Origin of the sequence: Mesorhizobium sp. CA10, from assembly GCF_020165285.1 — a bacterium.
Classification (GTDB): domain Bacteria; phylum Pseudomonadota; class Alphaproteobacteria; order Rhizobiales; family Rhizobiaceae; genus Mesorhizobium.
Genome location: NZ_JAIUHV010000006.1, coordinates 286,897 through 303,968, shown reverse-complemented (window position 1 = coordinate 303,968; position 17,072 = coordinate 286,897). Strand labels below are relative to the sequence as shown.

The window sequence follows — 17,072 nt, the reverse complement described above, 5'->3', positions numbered from 1 at the left end:
CACTTCCTCCTGCCGGTTCCTCATCCGGTCGTTAAGACGCAACCACAGCTTGGAGCCCAAGTCCATCGCGGCTTTTGGCGCATATGCGGCTGGCGAGGCAGGTAAGCACAAACCGGTGTCTTCGCCCTTTTTTCCGGTTTTTCAACCGGGGGTTTTTGTTATTGTGGCTTCGGATCGGTGCCGGAGAGCCGGGGCGGCTGCACGGCCGGTCATGGCAAGGAGGGCCGAATGCTGAAAGAATTCCAGGAATTCATTTCCAAGGGCAATGTGATGGACTTAGCCGTCGGCGTCATCATCGGCGCCGCCTTCGGCAAGATCGTCGACTCGCTCGTCAACGACATCATCATGCCGATCATCGGCGCGATTTTCGGCGGGCTGGACTTCAACAACTACTTCTTCGGGTTGTCATCGAACGTCCATTCGGCCACGCTGGCCGATGCCAAGAAAGAAGGTGCCGTCTTCGCCTATGGCAGCTTTATCACGGTCGTGCTGAACTTCCTGATTCTTGCCTTCATCATCTTTCTGATGGTTAAGGCGGTGAACAATCTGCGCAGGCGGCTGGAGCGCGAGAAGCCGGCTGCTGCCGCGGCACCGCCGCCCGCCGACGTGCAGCTTCTGACTGAGATCCGCGACCTGCTGGCGAAAAGGTAACTCCTCAAAGAGCGCCCTGGACCAAAACCCCGGCCGCTTGCGGCCGGGGTTTTCTGTTTGCGGCTGTCGTAAAAGAGGCTAGCAGTCGCGAAAAACCGGACGGATTCTTGCATGACCCTGATCGAGACCTTGCGCGCCGAAGCCCGTGCGGCGCCCGAAAGCGGCATTGTCGCTGTTGTCAATCACGGCCGCCTGCGCGAAGGGCTGATCCCGCTCTGGGCCGGTGAGGGCGATCTGCCGACGCCTTCCTTCATCAGCGATGCCGCCGCCAAAGGGCTGGCCGATGGCGAGACGTTCTACACTTGGCAGAAGGGCATTCCCGCGCTCAGGCAGGCGCTCGCCCGCTACTACGCCAGGCACTTCGGCAAGGCCTTCGCCGAGGAGGAGTTCATCGTCACCGGATCCGGCATGCACGCCATCCAACTGGCCATCGACGCGATCGCCGGCAGCGGCGACGAGGTGATCTACCTCTCGCCGGCTTGGCCGAATTTCGCCGCGGCCGCCGGCGTGGCGGGCGCCGTTCCGGTGCCGGTCACCCTCGACCAGTCCGACAATGGCTGGTCCTGCGATGTCGAAAAGATCGCCTCCGCGATCACGCCGCGCACGAAGCTGTTGTTCATCAACACGCCATCCAACCCGACCGGCTGGACCGCCGACAGGCAGACGCTGCAGGCAATCCTCGATCTCGCCCGCCAAAAGGGCCTGTGGATCATCGCCGACGAGATCTATTCGCTGTTCCACTACGGCCATGGCCGCGCGCCGTCCTTCCTCGACATCGCCACGGCCGACGACCGTATCCTGTTCGTCAACAGTTTCTCCAAGAACTGGGCGATGACCGGTTGGCGTGTCGGCTGGATCAAGACCCATCCAGCCTTGCAGCAGGTGTTCGAGAACCTGATCCAGTACTCGACGTCGGGCGTCGCCCAGTTCATGCAGCGCGGCGCGGTCGCTGCCCTCGACGAGGGCGACGGCTTCATCACCGAACAAGTGGAGCGTGCACGCGTCGCTCGCGATCTCGTCTGCGACATACTCGGCGCGACCGGCAAGGCGCGTTTCACCGTGCCGCAGGGCGCGTTCTATCTGTTCTTCAGGGTCGACGGCATCACCGATTCCCGAACCGCCGCCTTCGACATCGTCGACAACGCCAATGTCGGCCTGGCGCCTGGCACCGCCTTCGGCCCCGGCGGCGAAGCCTTCCTCAGACTATGCTTCCACCGCCGCCTCGATCAGCTCGAGGAAGCGGCGCATCGCCTGGCGAGGTGGATGAAGACGGTGTGAGAAAGGCGGCTTCAGCCGCCTGACTTCGGCACCAGCAGCGGAATGATCCGGTCGCTCTTGGCGACGGCGGGACGGCCGGAGCCGGCATAGGGAATGCCCAGCGCATCCCAGGTCTCGACCAGCGCGTCCTGCAATTCGGCGATCAGCGCGTCCGAATGGAATGGCGTCGGCGTGATGCGCAGCCGCTCGGTGCCGCGCGGCACCGTCGGATAATTGATCGGTTGGATGTATATGCCGTGCACGCCAAGCAGCCGGTCGCTGGCCATCTTGCAAAGCTCGGGATCGCCGACCAGCACCGGCACGATATGCGTGGCCGATTCCATCACCGGCAGCCCGGCCGCGGCAAGCACCTGCTTGGTGCGCGCCGCCTGGCGCTGCTGCGCGTCGCGCTCGGTCTGCGAGCGCTTGAGATGCCGGATCGAGGTGGTGGCGGCGGCCGCGATCGCCGGCGGCAGCGCGGTGGTGAAGATGAAGCCCGGCGCATAGGAGCGCACCGCATCGATGACGGCGCTGGTGCCGGCGATGTAGCCGCCAAGCGTGCCGAAGGCCTTGGCCAAGGTGCCCTCGATGATGTCGATGCGGTCGGCCAGGCCTTCGCGTTCGGTGATGCCGCCGCCGCGCGGCCCGTACATGCCTACGGCATGGACCTCGTCGATATAGGTCATGGCGTTGTAGCGCTCGGCGAGCTCGACGATCTCTCTGATCGGCGCGATGTCGCCGTCCATCGAATAGACGCTTTCGAAGACGATCAGCTTGGCGCGCTCGCGCCCCGCGGCCTGAAGCAGGCTTTCCAGATGCGCCACGTCATTGTGGCGGAAGATCTTCTTCTCCGCGCCAGAGCGCCGCACGCCTTCGATCATCGAGGCATGGTTGAGCTCGTCCGAGATGATCAGGCAGTTGGGCAGAAGCCTGGCGATGGTCGAGATCGAGGCCTCGTTGGAGACGAAGCCGGAGGTGAAGACCAGCGCTGCCTCCTTGTCATGCAGATCGGCGAGCTCCTGCTCGAGCTCGACCAGCGGGTTGGAGGTGCCGGAAATGTTGCGGGTGCCGCCGGCGCCCGAGCCCATCTTGGCGGCCGCGTTCTGGAAGGCGGCAATCACGTCCTCGTTCTGGCCCATGCCGAGATAGTCGTTGGAACACCATACGGTGATTTCCTGGGCGCGGCCGTTGGAACGCCAGATGGCGCGCGGGAACTTGCCCACGATGCGCTCCAGGTCGGCGAAAACGCGATAGCGACGCTCGGCGTGGAGCTGGTCGATCGCATCCTCGAAGAACCGCTGATAGTTCATGTCGACTTCCCAATTTTGGGCCGGATCATAATCACTGCCCCATGCCGCGTCCACCGCGCCCAACCGGTCAAAATGCCACGCCCGTGCCCTGTTCCTAACGATGCCGGATCGTGGCCTATTCCCTGCTGTTTGAAGCAACTTGGTTTCAGTACGATGCCTCGGGCGCGACGAACTGTTACGGACTTAACACATAGGGAGGCTAGTGGGCTTGCGGCGGGTTTTCCAGCGCGGTGGCTGTTGAGACAGTTTCCGACAAATCTTGATCAGCGAGGTAGATGATGACGGTTTTGGTGACAGGCGGTGCCGGTTATATCGGCAGCCACATGGTCTGGGAACTGCTGGACGCCGGCGAGAGCGTCGTGGTGCTCGACCGGCTTTCCACCGGTTTCGAATGGGCGGTCGCCCCGGAAGCAAGGCTCACCGTCGGCGATGTCGCCGATCGTGATCTGGTCGGCCGGATCATCCGCGACAACAAGGTCGACGCCATCATCCACTTCGCCGGCTCGATCGTGGTGCCGGAATCGGTCGCCGACCCGCTTGGCTATTACGAAAACAACACCTGCAAGACCCGCACGCTGATCGAAACGGCGGTGCGCGAGGGCGTGCCGCATTTCATCTTCTCCTCCACCGCCGCCGTCTATGGCGGCGCCGGGCTGGAGCCGGTGCGCGAGGATGCTCGCCTTGCGCCGGAATCGCCTTACGGCCTTTCCAAGCTGATGAGCGAATGGATGCTGCGCGATGCGGCGCTGGCGCATGACATCCGCTACACGGCGCTGCGTTATTTCAACGTCGCCGGCGCCGATCCAAAGGGCCGCACGGGACAATCGACGCCCGGCGCCACGCATCTGATCAAGGTCGCCTGCGAGACCGCGCTCGGCAAGCGGCCCTTCATGCAGGTCTTCGGCACCGATTATGCGACGCCGGACGGCACCTGCATGCGCGACTACATCCATGTCAGCGATCTCGCCGCCGCGCACCGGCTGGCGCTGCAGCGGCTGCGCGATGGCGGCGGGAGTCTCGTCGCCAATTGCGGCTACAGCCACGGCTATTCGGTGCTGGAGGTGATCGACAGCGTGCGCCGCGCCTTCGGCCATGACTTCGACGTGCGCATGGGGGACCGCCGGCCGGGCGACGCCGCAGCCGTGGTCGCCAATTCCGAGCTTGCCCGCAAGGAATTCGGCTGGACGCCGCAGCGCGACGATCTCGACCTGATCGTCAACGACGCGCTGGCCTGGGAACGGATCCTGACGACCAAGAACTCCGTTCGAAACTGATCTGTTGGGCCAAGGGCTCGTCCGGCGCGTTTGGACGCGGTATTGAGCCTCATGCAGCGGCGGCGCGCGGGCCCGCCGCTGCGATGATGCTTGAGGGAACGGCATGAAGGTCTTGGTTCTCGGCGCCGGCGTGGTTGGCACGGCGGCCGCCTATTATCTGGCAAGGGACGGTCACGAGGTGACGGTGATCGAGCGCCATGAAGCGGCGGCGCGGGGCACCAGCCAGTCCAATGCCGGCCTGGTGTCGCCGGGCGACGCCACCGCCTGGGCTTCGCCCGCGGCGCTGAAGACCTTCCTGCGCGCGCTCTGGAACCATGACCTCGGCATCAAGGTCAGGCTGCGCCTCGATCCCTATTTCTATGCCTGGAGCCTGCGCTTCCTGCGCGAATGCACGGTGACCCGGCTGCGCGCCAACACCAACGTCAAGTTGAGGCTCGCGCTCCATTCTCGCGAGTGCATCAATCAACTGTCGGAGGAAACCGGCATCCATTACGACGAGCGCAAGAAGGGCATTCTCTACTTCTTTCGCTCGCAAAAGAGCCTGGACACCGGCACCGACAATTACCGCTATCTGGGCGAGCACGGCCTGCCGATCGAGATCGTCGGCCGCGAGCGTCTGGTCGAGCTGGAGCCTGGTCTTGCCGGCGTGAAGGAAAAGATCGCCGGCGGCATCTATTCGCCGATCGACCAGACCGGGGATTCCAAGCAGTTCACCGACCGGCTCGCCGCCTATGCAGCCGAGAGGCTCGGCGTGAAATTCCTGTTCGGCACGACGGTCGAGGGCCTCGACATCGAGGGAGATCGGGTGCGCGCGGTGATGACCTCGGCAGGACCGGTCACCGGCGATGCCGTCGTCATCTCCATGGGGCCGGAAAGCGGCCTGCTCGGCCGCCGCTATGGTATCGACCTGCCGGTCTATCCGGTGAAGGGCTATACAGCGACGATTCCCTTGGAGGACGAGAGCAAGGGGCCGACCATGGGCGGCGCCGACGAGGACCGGCTGATCGGCTATTCCAGGCTCGGCAATCGCCTGCGCATGTCCTCGACGGCCGAATTCACCGGCTTCGACCGCAGCTTCAAGCCTAGCGATTTCAGGACCATCCTGGAAACCGGCAAGGATCTTTTCCCGGGTGCGTTCGACGAGAAGAAAGCCGTGCTGTGGGCCGGCCTGCGGCCGATGATGCCGAATTCGGTGCCGGTGATCGGCCAGGCGAAATACAGCAATCTCTATCTCGACACCGGCCACGGCCATGTCGGCTGGACCATGGCCTGCGGCTCGGGGCAGTTCCTGTCGGATGTCGTCGCCGGCAGGAAGCCGCAGATCGATCCCAACGGATTGCTGTACGGGACGGCGCGCTGAAGGCTTTAATTGCCGAGGTCGGCGCTGCCCCTCATCCGCCTGCCGGCACCTTCTCCCCGTTGAACGGGGAGAAGAGAGTTGTGGCCATGCCGACACGCATTTCCGCGGCGTTGAAAATTGGCGAAATCGCCGGTGACGGCCTCTTTCTCCCCGTCACTATACGGGGAGAAATGCCCGGCGGGCAATGAGGGGCGGCGCCAACCTGTCAAGTAGAGCGGCGCCAAGCCCGAGCATATCCGCCCCAGGACTGATCGGTCGGTGGTTCTGTGCGCTCACCCTTGCTCATCGCGATGACGCGATCTGAGGCTAACAAGGCCGCGCCGATGCTGGTCCCGGTCGAGGTCTCTGACGCAATGACCGGTCGCTCGGTAGCTGCCGCCAGCATTCTGATGAAAAGCAGGTTCCGGGCGAAGGGTCCCTCGACAGTCGTCGCTCCGTCGCCGCCGATCAATTCCAGGCAGGTCGCGGTTGTCAGCGCCAGATAGAACGAGATGGTGGCGAAGCGCTGGCCGGCGCTTAGGTTCTCGGCATTGACCCACTGCGCGCCGCGATGCGGAAACGGTCCCGAACCCCGCTGAGTGGCAGGCAGGAGCAGCACCTGCCGCGCCAGAACGGCGGCAACATCGTCTTCGCTCCACTCCTGGCTTTGGCCCTCGGTCAGCAGCGAGAACTCGCGTCCGCCCATGAAGCGCCCGGACGGCACCGGATCGCCGAGCGCGTTGACATTGACCAGCGTGTCGCGCGCCGGGTCGAGCTCCACCTTCCTGCCGCCCACCGCCATCGACACCACCCATGTGCCGGTCGAGACGACGGAGAAGGGCGGTGCCTCGGACAAAAGGTGCGGCAGCAGCGAGGCGTTGGAATCGTGCAGTCCGCAAAACACGGGCGTCTGCGGATCGAGGCCGGTCCGCCGCGCCAGCTCCGGCAGGATCGGGCCAAGCCGATCCTTTGCCGGTCGCACCGGCGCCATCAGCCGGCGCCAGCCCATCCTGTCGACCAGCGACGAGTAATCGGACGTCCAGGGATTCCAGAGATCGGTGTGACAGCCGAGCGAGCTCACCTCATTGGCGGCGACGCCGGTCAGCCGCAGCGCCCAATATTGCGGATACATCAGCATCGCGGCGGCCATAGCGAAGTCCGCCGGGAAACGTTTCTGCTGCCAGAAGAACTGCGCGCCGAGATTGAGGCCGATCGGCAACCGCGGCGTGCCGGTTTCGCCGAAGGGCGGACGCACGGCGTCGTAATCGGCCGCAAGCTGGTCGGGGCCGTCGAATTCATAGTCGAGCACAGGCAGCACCAGTTCGCCTGAGCCGTCGACCAGCGCGCCGGTCGCGCCATGCGTGGTGATCGAGATCGCATCGATCCGCCGTTCGCGGTTGAGATCGGCGAGGCTGTTTAGGATGAACGCCCACAGCGCCTCGACATCGTGATGCGGATAGGGCGCCTGCCGCACCGGCGCGTTGGCGAAGCGGCGCAACCCAATCTCGCTCAGCGTCACGAGATCGACCAGCGCCACCTTGGCGTTGGTCTTGCCGATATCGATGACGGCGACGATCATGCCATATGGAACACGGTTTCCAGCGGCGCCGCCACCGGCTCGTTGTCGGGTTTGGTCTCCATGACGTCGGCCATATACGCCCACCAGCGCTGCATCACCGGGTGCTTCGGAAGATCGGCCATGCCGTGGTCATCGCGGCGCCACAGCACCCCGAACAGGATGTTGGTCTCCTCGTCGAGATAGATCGAATAGTCGGAGACGCCGGCCTCTCTCAGCAGCGCGACCAGCTCGGGCCAGATCTCGTCATGCCGGCGCTTGTACTCGGCCTTCATGCCGGGATTGAGCTTCATCTTGAAGGCGTATTTCTCCATCAGGTGAAGCGCCCCTCGCGCAGCCGCCGCCAGACGATCGGCAGCGCAATGACGATGATCAGCAGCAGGCCGATGAAGATCGACATGACAATGCCGGGCACGTTGAGCAGTCCGAGGCCAAACGTCACCAGCCCCATGATGAAGGCGGCGAGCACGACGCCAAGTATGCTGCCGGCGCCGCCGAGGATCGAGACGCCGCCGAGCACCACCATGGTGATCGCCTCAAGCTCATAGCCCTGCGCGATCGACGGCCGCGTCGAGCCAAGCCGCGAGGTGATCAACACCGAGGCTATGCCCGACATCAGCCCGGTCAGGCAAAACAGGATGAATTTGATGCGGTCGACGCGCACGCCGGAGAACTGGCAGGCGACCGGGTTGTTGCCGATGGCGAAGACGCGGCGGCCGAAGCTCGTGCGGTGCAGCAGGAACCAGTAGATCAGCGCCGCGACGAGGAACAGCGCCAGCTCGAACGAGAAGACCCACCAGACATAGCCCTGGCCGAAGAAGGCGAAGCTCTCCGGATAGCCTTTGTAGGCCTGGTCCCCGAGGATGATGAAGGCGATGCCGCGAAACAGGCTCATCGTGCCGATGGTGACTACGATGGAAGGCAGGCCGAGCCGGGTGACAAGCAGCCCGTTGCAGGCGCCGCAGCCGAGTCCCACGAGGACGCCGATTGCCACCAGCACCGGTGTTCCCGCGCCGGCCTGCACTGCCATGCCCATCATCGTCGAGGCTAAAGCCACGATCGCTGCGACCGACAGGTCGATCTCGCCCGAGATGATCAGCAGCGCCATGGCTAAAGCGATCAGGCCCTTTTCGGTGAAGTTGAAGGTCAGGTCCGACAGCGACCACGGATCGAGGAAGTAGGGCGAAGCAAAACTGTTCACCGCGAAGATGAGGACCGCGATGACGACGAGCAGCGCCTCCCAGGAGAAGATCGCCGAGGAGAGTGGCTTGTCCAACCGGTCGGGGATGTGGCGCGGGGCAGGGGTGTCGGTCATGCCGCTTCCGCCTTTCTCAGGATGATCCGGCCCTGCCGGCGCTCGCCGCGCGCGTTGAGCACCACGGCCAGGATGATGGCGCTTCCCGAAATCGCCATCTGCCAGAAAGGCGAGATGTTGATGACCGGCAGCGCGTTGGAGATGATGCCAAGGAACAGCGCACCCAGCACCGCGCCGCCGACCGAGCCGATGCCGCCGGCGATCGAGATGCCGCCGATCACGCAGGCGGCGATGATGTTGAGCTCATAGCCGTTGGCGACCTCGACTGAGGCGATGACGTAGCGCGAGATCCACAGATAGCCGGCGAGCCCGCCGATCATGCCGGAAATGCAGAACACGATGAATTTGGTGCGGCCGACATCGATGCCGGCATAGACCGAGGCGGTCGGGTTGACGCCGATGGCGTGAATCGAGCGGCCGATCTGCGTGCGCGTCATCACCAGAAAGAACAGCGCGATCACGATGATCGCGATCCAGGACAGCACCGGCAGGCCGAGGAAGGCGGCGCGCTGGAAATTGATGAAGTCCGAGCTCATCTGGTCGGCATTGACCCAGGCGCCGCCCGAGACGACGAAGGTGGCGCCTCGATAGATCGTCAGCGTGCCCAGCGTCACCACGATCGACGGGATGTTCAGCCGCCACACCAGGAAGCCGTTGATCGCGCCAAGCGCCAGTCCGATGGCAAGTGCGATCACGATCAGCACCGGGATCGGGATCGCCGGATGCGCGGCGTTGAGCATCGCCACCACCATGCCGGTGAAGCAGAGGTTGGACGCCATCGACAGGTCGATCGAGCGCGTCAGGATCACCACCATCTGACCCAGAGCCAGGATCATCAGGATCGAGGTGTCGTTGAAGACCTGACGCAGATTGGCGGGGACGGCGAAGCCGGGGAAGCGCGTCGAGATCAGGCCGATCAGCACGACGATGCCGGCAAGCAGCCAGATCTCGCGGTATTTGAGGAAGCTCTTCATGCCGCGATCCCCGCCGCCGTTCGAACCAGCGTCTCGGCGTCGAGCCCCTTGTTGTCGTAGGTCGCCGCGATGCGGCCTTCGCGCATGACCACGACGCGGTCGGACATGCCGAGGATTTCGGGCAGTTCCGACGAGACCATGATCACCGACAGGCCTTGCGCGACCAGCTCGGCCATGAAGCCGTGCACGGCGGCCTTGGAGCCGATGTCAATGCCCTTGGTCGGCTCGTCGAGGATGATCACCTTGGGCGCTGTGGCCAGCCATTTGGCGATAACGACTTTCTGCTGGTTGCCGCCGGAAAGCGTGCCGACATCCTGGCTCAGCGATGAGGCGCGCAGGTCGAGTCGCTCGGTGTAGGAGCGCGCGAGCGAGAACTCTTCCGCCAGCCTCAGCACGCCGGATTTCGAGGTGCGCGCCAGTGAAGGGAGAGAAACATTCTGGAAGATCGGCAGGCCGATCACCACGCCTTGCTTGCCGCGCTCTTCCGGCACGTAGACGATGCCGGCCTCGATCGAATCCGCCGCCGACTTCGGTGCGATCGTCTTGCCGTCCAGCGAAATCGCGCCCCGGCTGGTGCGGGTGATGCCGGCGATCGCCTGCATCACCTCGCTGCGCCCGGCGCCGACCAGCCCGTAGAAGCCGAGGATCTCGCCCTTGCGCAATTCGAAGCCGATGTCGTCGAATTCGGTCGGATGCGACAGGCCGGAGACGGACAGCACCGGCGCCCCGATCTTCGGCTCGCGCTGCGGAAAGATGTGGTCGACATTGCGGCCGACCATCATGCGCACGATCTCGTTCTGGCCGGTATCTTTCAGCAGGCCTTCGCCGACCATCTCGCCGTCGCGGAAGACGGTGTAGCGATCGGCGATGCGGTAGATCTCGTCGAACTTGTGGCTGATGAAGAGCACCGCCTTGCCTTCGCTCTTCAGGAATTCGATCAGCAGGAAAAGCTCCTCGATCTCCTTCATCGAAAGGGCAGCGGTCGGTTCGTCCATGATTACGATGCGCGCGTCGATCGACATGGCGCGGGCAACCGCAACCAGATGCTTGTTGGCGATGCCGAGATCCTTCAGCCGCGTGTCGGCATCGATGTGGCCGGCGCGCATCGTCTCCAGCACCTCGCGGGCGTTCTTGCGCATGGTGCGCCAATCGATGGTGCCGAAGCGGGTGCGCGGCGCATGCCCGAGAAAAATGTTTTCGGCGACCGAAAGATCGTCGAACAGCACTGTCTCCTGGTGGATGGCGGTGATGCCGTGGCCGAAGGCGGCATGCGCGCTGGGCAGCGTCGTGGCCAGGCCGTCGACGCCGATCTCGCCTGAATCGGGCTGGTAGATGCCGGTCATGATCTTGACCAGCGTCGACTTGCCGGCGCCGTTCTCGCCGATCAGCGCCGTCACCTGTCCGGGATAGAGCGACAGGCTGACATTGTGCAGGGCGCGCACGCCCGGGAAAGTTTTCGAGATGCCTGAGAGCGTCAGGCGAGGAGCGGAGGCGGGGAGCCGCTCCTTTACCGTGCCGTCATGGGCCGTCGTGTCCATAGTCGTATCAAGCCCAGTCAATCTATTGCGTGTAGACTTCCCCTCACCCGACCTCCGCTTCGCTCGGTCGACCTCTCCCCGAGGGGAGAGGAGGTTTGCGAGCTTGGCTCCTGGCTCTTCTCCCCACCGAGGAGAAGGTGGCCGCGAGCGGCCGGATGAGGGGGCAGCGCCATTGGTTCCAGGATCAATAAATCTTGGAGAACTTCTCGATGTTCGTCTTGTCGAACTGGAAAGGCGGAGCCATGGCGGCCGACTTGGTGTCGTCGAGCGTCACCTTGCCGACGCGGCCGATCGACAGCGTGGCGCCGGGCTTGGCTTCTTCCTTCTTCACCGCCAGGTCATGGGCGAGGTAGATCGCCGAATAGCCGAGGTCGATCGGGTTCCAGAGAGCGACAGCCTGCGAAGCGCCGTTGTCAATGAACTTCTTGAACTCGGAAGGTAGGGCAAGACCCGTGACATTCACCTTGCCGATCAGGTTCTCGTCGGTGACGACCTGCGCAGCCGCTACAACACCAACCGTGGTCGGCGCGATGATCGCCTTGAGGTTCGGGTAGGACTTCAAGAGGCCCTTGGCTTCATCCGTGCTCTTGGCCGAGTCGTCATCGCCATAGACGGTGGCGACCAGCTTGATCTTCGGGAACTTCTCCGGCAGCACCTTCTTGGCCGCTTCGATCCAGGCGTTCTGGTTGGTCGCGGTCGAGGAGGCCGACAGGATGGCGACATCGCCGCCTTCCGGCAGATAGTCGGCGGCGAGCTTAATGATGGTCTCGCCGATCAAATTGGTGTCGGACGGGTTGAGGTGAAGCTGGCGGCCTTCCTTGGCGACGCCGGAGTCCCACGAGATCACGGTGATGCCCCGGTCCATCGCCTTCTTCAGCACTGGCACCAGCGCGTCGGCGTCATTCGCTGAAACGGCGATCGCATTGACCTTCTGCGCGATCAGCGAATTGATCACCTCGATCTGGGCTTCGGCGGTAGCCTTGGTCGGGCCGGTATAGATGACATCGACATCGCCCAGTTCCTTGGCCGCTTCTTCGGCGCCCTTGTTGGCGGCGTCGAAAAAGCCGTTGCCGAGCGACTTCACCACCAGCGCGATCTTGACGTTCTCGGCATAGGCGGCATTCACGAACATGGCGGCGGAAAAGGCCGCCGTAACCAGCAGTTTCTTCAAAAAGCTCATCGAATATCCTCCCTTGAGCGTTGCATTCCATCGCCGCTGCGGGCGCGAGTTTCCTCAGGCCTGCAGTGAAGATTCCTCCTTGTCGCTTGACTGTCTGCGGGCGACGATCAGCGCCACGCCCGCCGTTTCCAGCATCTTGGCCTCGCGGTCCTCGATGCCGTCGTCGGTGATCACGGTTGCAATGCGCGACAGCCCGCACAGGATAAGGCTCGAGCGCATGCGGAATTTCGAGGAATCGACCAGCACCACCAGTTCGTCGGCCTGATCGATCAGCTTCTGCTCCGCCTGTATCAGCAGCGGATCGCCCTCCATCAGCCCGAGCGGCCCCAGCCCCTGCGCGCCCATGAACATGCGCCTCGCATAGAAGTTGCGCGTCACGTCATTGTCGAAGGGCGACAGGATGATGTTCTGCTCGCGGTAGATCGTGCCGCCCGACAGCATCACCGTGTTCTTGGAGTGCTTGAGCAGATGCTCGGCGATCGGGAAGGAATTGGTGAAGATCGGCATGCGGCGTCCGGTCAGGAAATGCACCATCTGGAAGGTGGTGGTGCCGCCATTGATGATGATCGGCTCGCCGTCCGCGCAAAGGTTCACGGCTTCGCGGGCGATCGCCCGCTTCTGCGCGGCGTTCAGTGTTTCGTTGACCGAGAAGGGCCGGCCGGCAAGGCCGATGAACTGCGGCGGCGAGATCGCCTCGGCGCCGCCGCGCACCCGGCGCAGGCGCTTCTGCACATGCAGCGCCGCGATGTCGCGCCGGATCGTCGCTTCGGAAGAGTCCGTCAGCTCGACCATCTCCTGCACCGTCACCACAGGCTTTTCCTGGACGGCGGACAGAATGATCCTGTGGCGCTCTTTCTCGTGCATGGTTCCTCCCTGCCCAAGCATCAGGCCTTAGAAAACGCGCAGTGTCAATCATTTCCGATCATATATTTTCATTGTGCAGTGCAATATGATCGATATTGATCGTTTGTGATTGACAAGCGCGGCGCTTGCGTAGACATTCCCGGTCGAGAAATGAGGGCGCGGCATCGCGCTCCAAGGGAGGATACCTATGCTCTACAAGCGCTCCGGCTCGCGCCTCGCCAATCTTTGGGACGATGCAAAGGCCGAAGGGATGAGCGGTCCTGAGCTCTTGGTCTATCGCTCGAACACGCTGGGATCCGACAAGCGCGTCACCAACTATGGCGGCGGCAACACCTCGTCCAAGGTCTGGCAGAAGGACCCGCTCACCGGTGAGGAGGTCGAGGTGCTGTGGGTCAAGGGCTCGGGCGGCGACAGCGCCTCGATCAAGCTTGGCGGTTTTGCCACCCTCTACATGCAAAAGCTGCGGGCGCTGAAGGGCCTGTATCGCGGGGTCGAGCATGAGGACGAGATGGTGGCCTATCTGCCCCACTGCACCTTCAACCTCAATCCGCGCGCGGCCTCGATCGACACGCCGCTGCATGCCTTCGTGCCGAAGGCTTGCGTCGACCACATGCATCCCGACGCCATCATCGCGGTCGCTGCCGCCAAGGATTCCAAGGCGATCACCAAGGAGATATTCGGCGACGCCATAGGCTGGCTGCCGTGGAAGCGGCCGGGCTTCGAGCTCGGCCTGTGGCTGGAGAAATTCTGCCTCGAAAACCCTGATGCCAAGGGCGTCGTGCTGGAAAGCCATGGCCTGTTCACCTGGGGCGACACGCCGAAGGAATGCTACGAGACGACGATCTCCGTGATCAACCAGGCGATCGACTGGTTCGAGCGCAAATCCGAGGGCAAGGCGATCTTCGGCGGCGAGGCGGTCCAGCCGCTCGACGCTCCCGCGCGCCGCGCCATCGCGGCCAAGCTGATGCCGCGGATCCGCGGCCTCATCTCCGAAAAGAGCCATAAGCTCGGCCATTTCGATGACCAGCCCGCCGTGCTCGAATTCGTCAATTCGAAGGATTTGCGGCCGCTGGCGGCGCTCGGCACCTCATGCCCCGATCACTTCCTGCGCACCAAGATCCGGCCGCTGGTGATCGAGTTCGATCCCGGAAAGCCGGATGTCGATGCCGTCATCGCCCGCCTGGCCGACGACATCGCCGAATACCGCGTCGGCTATCAGGCCTACTATGACAGCTGCAAGCATCCGGACTCGCCCGCCATCCGCGATCCCAATGCCGTGGTCTATCTGATGCCGGGCGTCGGCATGTTCACCTTTGCCGGCGACAAGGCGACGGCGCGCATTTCCGGCGAGTTCTATGTCAACGCCATCAATGTCATGCGCGGCGCCTCGACCGTCTCGTCCTATGTCGGCCTGCCTGCCCAGGAAGCCTTCGACATCGAATACTGGCAGCTCGAGGAGGCCAAGCTGCAGCGACTGCCGAAACCGAAAGCACTCGCCGGTCAGATCGCGCTGGTCACCGGCGGCGCTGGCGGCATCGGCCGCGCCACCGCCACCCGGCTGCTGCGCGAAGGCGCCTGCGTGATGCTGGCCGACATCGACGAGGCCGCGTTGGCCAGCGCCAATGACGAGCTTTCGAAAGCCTACGGCAAGGACTTCGTCCGTCCGGTGCGGATCGACGTGACGTCGGAAGATCAGGTCGCCTCGGGCTTTGCCGAGACGTCGGTCGAATTCGGCGGCATCGACATCCTGGTGTCCAACGCAGGTCTGGCCTCCTCGGCGCCGATCGAGGAGACGACGCTGGCCTTGTGGAACAAGAACATGGACATCCTGTCCACCGGCTATTTTCTCGTTTCGCGCGAGGCGTTCCGGTTGTTCCGCGCCCAGAAGATCGGCGGCAATGTCGTCTTCGTCGCCTCCAAGAACGGGCTTGCCGCCTCGCCGAACGCGTCCGCCTATTGCACGGCCAAGGCTGCCGAGATCCATCTGGCCCGCTGCCTCGCGCTGGAAGGGGCGGAGGCGCAGATCAGGGTCAATGTCGTCAATCCGGACGCCGTGCTGCGCGGCTCAAAAATCTGGACCGGCGAGTGGAAGGAACAGCGCGCCGCCGCCTACAAGATGTCGACCGACGATCTCGAGGAGCATTACCGCTCGCGCTCGATGCTGAAGCGGTCGGTCTTCCCGGAAGACATCGCCGAAGCGATCTATTTCTTCGCCTCCGACATGTCGGCCAAGTCCACGGGGAACATCGTCAACGTCGACGCCGGCAACGCGCAGAGCTTTACGCGCTAAGCTTCCTTCTCCCCGTTCCACGGGGAGAAGGTGCCGGGAGGCGGATGAGGGGCAGCGCCAGCCGAACGCATTCTTGGGAGGAATAGCTTTTGTCCGAAGTGATCATTTCAGCCGACCTCGTCGCTAAGCACAACGCCGCGCGCCAGGCCGATCTCGAGCGCGACTACGCCGCGCTAGGCGAGCGCCTTGACCGGCGCGGTATCGCCATCGATGCGATCCGCGACAAGGTCGAGAAATTCGGCGTCGCGATCCCGTCCTGGGGCGTCGGCACCGGGGGCACGCGCTTTGCCCGCTTTCCCGGCGCCGGCGAGCCGCGCGATATCTTCGACAAGATCGAGGACTGCGCCGTTATCAGCCAGCTGACGCAGGCAACGCCCACCGTCTCGCTGCACATCCCGTGGGACAAGGCCGATCCGAACCGGTTGAAGCAGGCGGCGTCCCGCTTTGGCCTCGGCTTCGACGCTATGAACTCCAACACCTTTTCGGACGCCAAGGACCAGAAGCTCTCCTACAAGTTCGGCTCGCTGTCGCATGCCGATGCCGGCACGCGCCGCCAAGCGGTCGAGCACAATCTTGAATGCATCGAGATCGGCAAGACGCTTGGATCGAAAGCGCTGACGGTGTGGATCGGCGACGGCTCCAACTTCCCCGGCCAGGTCAATTTCGCAAAGGCTTTCGAGCGCTATCTCGACGCCATGCGCGAGATCTATGCCGGCCTGCCGGACGACTGGAGACTGTTCACCGAGCACAAAATGTATGAGCCCGCCTTCTATTCGACCGTCGTGCAGGACTGGGGCACCAACTACATCATCGCCAAGGAGCTCGGCGACAAGGCCTTCTGCCTGGTCGATCTCGGCCACCACGCGCCCAACGTCAACATCGAGATGATCGTGTCGCGGCTGATCCAGTTCGGGAAGCTCGGCGGCTTCCACTTCAACGATTCCAAATATGGCGACGACGATCTCGACGCCGGCTCGATCGACCCCTACCGGCTGTTCCTTGTCTTCAACGAGCTGGTGGATGCCGAGCTCACCGGTGCCAAGGGCTTCGATCCCGCGCATATGCTCGACCAGAGCCACAACGTCACCGACCCGATCGAGAGCCTGATGCTGTCGGCGGTCGAGGTGCAGCGCGCCTATGCGCAGGCCCTGCTGGTCGACCGCAAGGCGCTGGAAGGTTTCCAGAACGGCAACGATGCGCTGATGGCGACGCAGACATTGAAGCTGGCCTATCGCACCGACATCGAGCCGATCCTCGCCATGGCGCGGCTGAAGAAGGGCGGCGCCATCGATCCAGTCGCAGCCTATCGCGAGGCCGGTTACCGGGCGAAGGTCGCGGCAGAGCGGCCGGCAGTCCCGGGTGGCGGCGGCGGGATTGTGTAGTCAGCTTCTTGTCGATCCGACGGGCGACGGCAGCGCTTGAGCACCCCCCTCTGTCCTGCCGGACATCTCCCCCGCAAGGGGGGAGATCAGCAGTTCCGCCGACGGCGCTGTTCCTTCAACGT

The 17,072-nt window shown here is 63.7% G+C and carries 14 protein-coding genes; 6 read left to right on the top strand and 8 right to left on the bottom strand.

The features are described from left to right. Nucleotides 1-228 precede the first annotated feature (228 nt). Together mscL and LB535_RS15795 are read left to right on the top strand one after the other, a co-directional pair. The gene (gene mscL, locus LB535_RS15800; RefSeq protein WP_095766185.1) at nucleotides 229-651 is read left to right on the top strand and encodes a large conductance mechanosensitive channel protein MscL; all 423 of its coding nucleotides are present in this window, start codon (nucleotides 229-231) and stop codon (nucleotides 649-651) included. 111 nt (nucleotides 652-762) lie between these two features. Continuing rightward, a complete protein-coding gene (locus LB535_RS15795) occupies nucleotides 763-1,929 on the top strand; it encodes a pyridoxal phosphate-dependent aminotransferase (RefSeq protein ID WP_224632866.1) in 1,167 nt (388 codons plus the stop codon). A gap of 11 nt (nucleotides 1,930-1,940) precedes the next feature. Here the strand turns inward: LB535_RS15795 and hemA are convergent, their stop codons facing one another. Beyond that, entirely contained in the window at nucleotides 1,941-3,218 is a 1,278-nt protein-coding gene (gene hemA / locus LB535_RS15790) for a 5-aminolevulinate synthase (protein ID WP_224632865.1), read from the bottom strand. A 278-nt stretch (nucleotides 3,219-3,496) separates the two neighbouring features. On the opposite strand from hemA, the gene galE reads away from it, so the two are divergent. Together galE and LB535_RS15780 are read left to right on the top strand one after the other, a co-directional pair. Then, nucleotides 3,497-4,492, top strand: coding sequence for a UDP-glucose 4-epimerase GalE (gene galE, locus LB535_RS15785; RefSeq protein ID WP_095766183.1), 996 nt, complete (start codon nucleotides 3,497-3,499; stop codon nucleotides 4,490-4,492). A gap of 103 nt (nucleotides 4,493-4,595) precedes the next feature. After that, nucleotides 4,596-5,852 (top strand): D-amino acid dehydrogenase, encoded by a 1,257-nt coding sequence (locus LB535_RS15780; protein ID WP_224632864.1) that lies wholly within the window; start codon nucleotides 4,596-4,598, stop codon nucleotides 5,850-5,852. A gap of 205 nt (nucleotides 5,853-6,057) precedes the next feature. On the opposite strand, the gene LB535_RS15775 is transcribed toward LB535_RS15780, so the two are convergent. The 7 genes from LB535_RS15775 to LB535_RS15745 form a co-directional block, all read right to left on the bottom strand. After that, nucleotides 6,058-7,410 (bottom strand): FGGY-family carbohydrate kinase, encoded by a 1,353-nt coding sequence (locus tag LB535_RS15775; protein WP_224632863.1) that lies wholly within the window; start codon nucleotides 7,408-7,410, stop codon nucleotides 6,058-6,060. Continuing rightward, nucleotides 7,407-7,721, bottom strand: a complete 315-nt coding sequence (rhaM, locus tag LB535_RS15770) for an L-rhamnose mutarotase (protein ID WP_224627338.1) — start codon at nucleotides 7,719-7,721, stop codon at nucleotides 7,407-7,409. Before rhaM ends, LB535_RS15775 begins: the two co-directional genes overlap by 4 nt. Then, a complete protein-coding gene (locus LB535_RS15765) occupies nucleotides 7,721-8,722 on the bottom strand; it encodes an ABC transporter permease (protein WP_224632862.1) in 1,002 nt (333 codons plus the stop codon). Before LB535_RS15765 ends, rhaM begins: the two co-directional genes overlap by 1 nt. Continuing rightward, nucleotides 8,719-9,696 (bottom strand): ABC transporter permease, encoded by a 978-nt coding sequence (locus tag LB535_RS15760; protein WP_095765870.1) that lies wholly within the window; start codon nucleotides 9,694-9,696, stop codon nucleotides 8,719-8,721. The genes LB535_RS15765 and LB535_RS15760 overlap by 4 nt, the downstream gene beginning before the upstream one ends. Beyond that, a complete protein-coding gene (locus LB535_RS15755; RefSeq protein WP_224632861.1) occupies nucleotides 9,693-11,234 on the bottom strand; it encodes a sugar ABC transporter ATP-binding protein in 1,542 nt (513 codons plus the stop codon). The genes LB535_RS15760 and LB535_RS15755 overlap by 4 nt, the downstream gene beginning before the upstream one ends. 184 nt (nucleotides 11,235-11,418) lie before the next feature. After that, nucleotides 11,419-12,414, bottom strand: a complete 996-nt coding sequence (gene rhaS, locus LB535_RS15750) for a rhamnose ABC transporter substrate-binding protein (RefSeq protein WP_224632860.1) — start codon at nucleotides 12,412-12,414, stop codon at nucleotides 11,419-11,421. Nucleotides 12,415-12,468: 54 nt separating this feature from the next. Further along, nucleotides 12,469-13,278 carry a DeoR/GlpR family DNA-binding transcription regulator gene (locus LB535_RS15745; RefSeq protein ID WP_224632859.1) on the bottom strand — a complete coding sequence of 270 codons (810 nt, stop codon included), beginning with the start codon at nucleotides 13,276-13,278 and terminating at the stop codon, nucleotides 12,469-12,471. A 187-nt stretch (nucleotides 13,279-13,465) separates the two neighbouring features. Between LB535_RS15745 and LB535_RS15740 the strand changes: the two genes are divergently transcribed. Both LB535_RS15740 and rhaI read left to right on the top strand, forming a co-directional pair. Then, nucleotides 13,466-15,568 carry a bifunctional rhamnulose-1-phosphate aldolase/short-chain dehydrogenase gene (locus LB535_RS15740; RefSeq protein ID WP_224632858.1) on the top strand — a complete coding sequence of 701 codons (2,103 nt, stop codon included), beginning with the start codon at nucleotides 13,466-13,468 and terminating at the stop codon, nucleotides 15,566-15,568. An 89-nt stretch (nucleotides 15,569-15,657) separates the two neighbouring features. Beyond that, on the top strand, nucleotides 15,658-16,950 hold the full coding sequence (gene rhaI, locus LB535_RS15735) for an L-rhamnose catabolism isomerase (protein ID WP_224632857.1): 1,293 nt from the start codon (nucleotides 15,658-15,660) through the stop codon (nucleotides 16,948-16,950). The last annotated feature ends 122 nt before the right edge of the window (nucleotides 16,951-17,072 follow it).

Excerpts from the sequence above, each read along its gene's own strand:
- rhaM (WP_224627338.1), bottom strand. The coding sequence starts at position 7,721 with ATGGAGAAATACGCCTTCAAGATGAAGCTCAATCCCGGCATGAAGGCC.
- LB535_RS15760 (WP_095765870.1), bottom strand. The coding sequence starts at position 9,696 with ATGAAGAGCTTCCTCAAATACCGCGAGATCTGGCTGCTTGCCGGCATC.
- LB535_RS15745 (WP_224632859.1), bottom strand. The coding sequence starts at position 13,278 with ATGCACGAGAAAGAGCGCCACAGGATCATTCTGTCCGCCGTCCAGGAA.
- LB535_RS15740 (WP_224632858.1), top strand. The coding sequence starts at position 13,466 with ATGCTCTACAAGCGCTCCGGCTCGCGCCTCGCCAATCTTTGGGACGAT.
- LB535_RS15755 (WP_224632861.1), bottom strand. The coding sequence starts at position 11,234 with ATGGACACGACGGCCCATGACGGCACGGTAAAGGAGCGGCTCCCCGCC.
- hemA (WP_224632865.1), bottom strand. The coding sequence starts at position 3,218 with ATGAACTATCAGCGGTTCTTCGAGGATGCGATCGACCAGCTCCACGCC.
- mscL (WP_095766185.1), top strand. The coding sequence starts at position 229 with ATGCTGAAAGAATTCCAGGAATTCATTTCCAAGGGCAATGTGATGGAC.
- LB535_RS15795 (WP_224632866.1), top strand. The coding sequence starts at position 763 with ATGACCCTGATCGAGACCTTGCGCGCCGAAGCCCGTGCGGCGCCCGAA.
- LB535_RS15780 (WP_224632864.1), top strand. The coding sequence starts at position 4,596 with ATGAAGGTCTTGGTTCTCGGCGCCGGCGTGGTTGGCACGGCGGCCGCC.
- LB535_RS15765 (WP_224632862.1), bottom strand. The coding sequence starts at position 8,722 with ATGACCGACACCCCTGCCCCGCGCCACATCCCCGACCGGTTGGACAAG.
- LB535_RS15775 (WP_224632863.1), bottom strand. The coding sequence starts at position 7,410 with ATGATCGTCGCCGTCATCGATATCGGCAAGACCAACGCCAAGGTGGCG.
- galE (WP_095766183.1), top strand. The coding sequence starts at position 3,497 with ATGACGGTTTTGGTGACAGGCGGTGCCGGTTATATCGGCAGCCACATG.
- rhaS (WP_224632860.1), bottom strand. The coding sequence starts at position 12,414 with ATGAGCTTTTTGAAGAAACTGCTGGTTACGGCGGCCTTTTCCGCCGCC.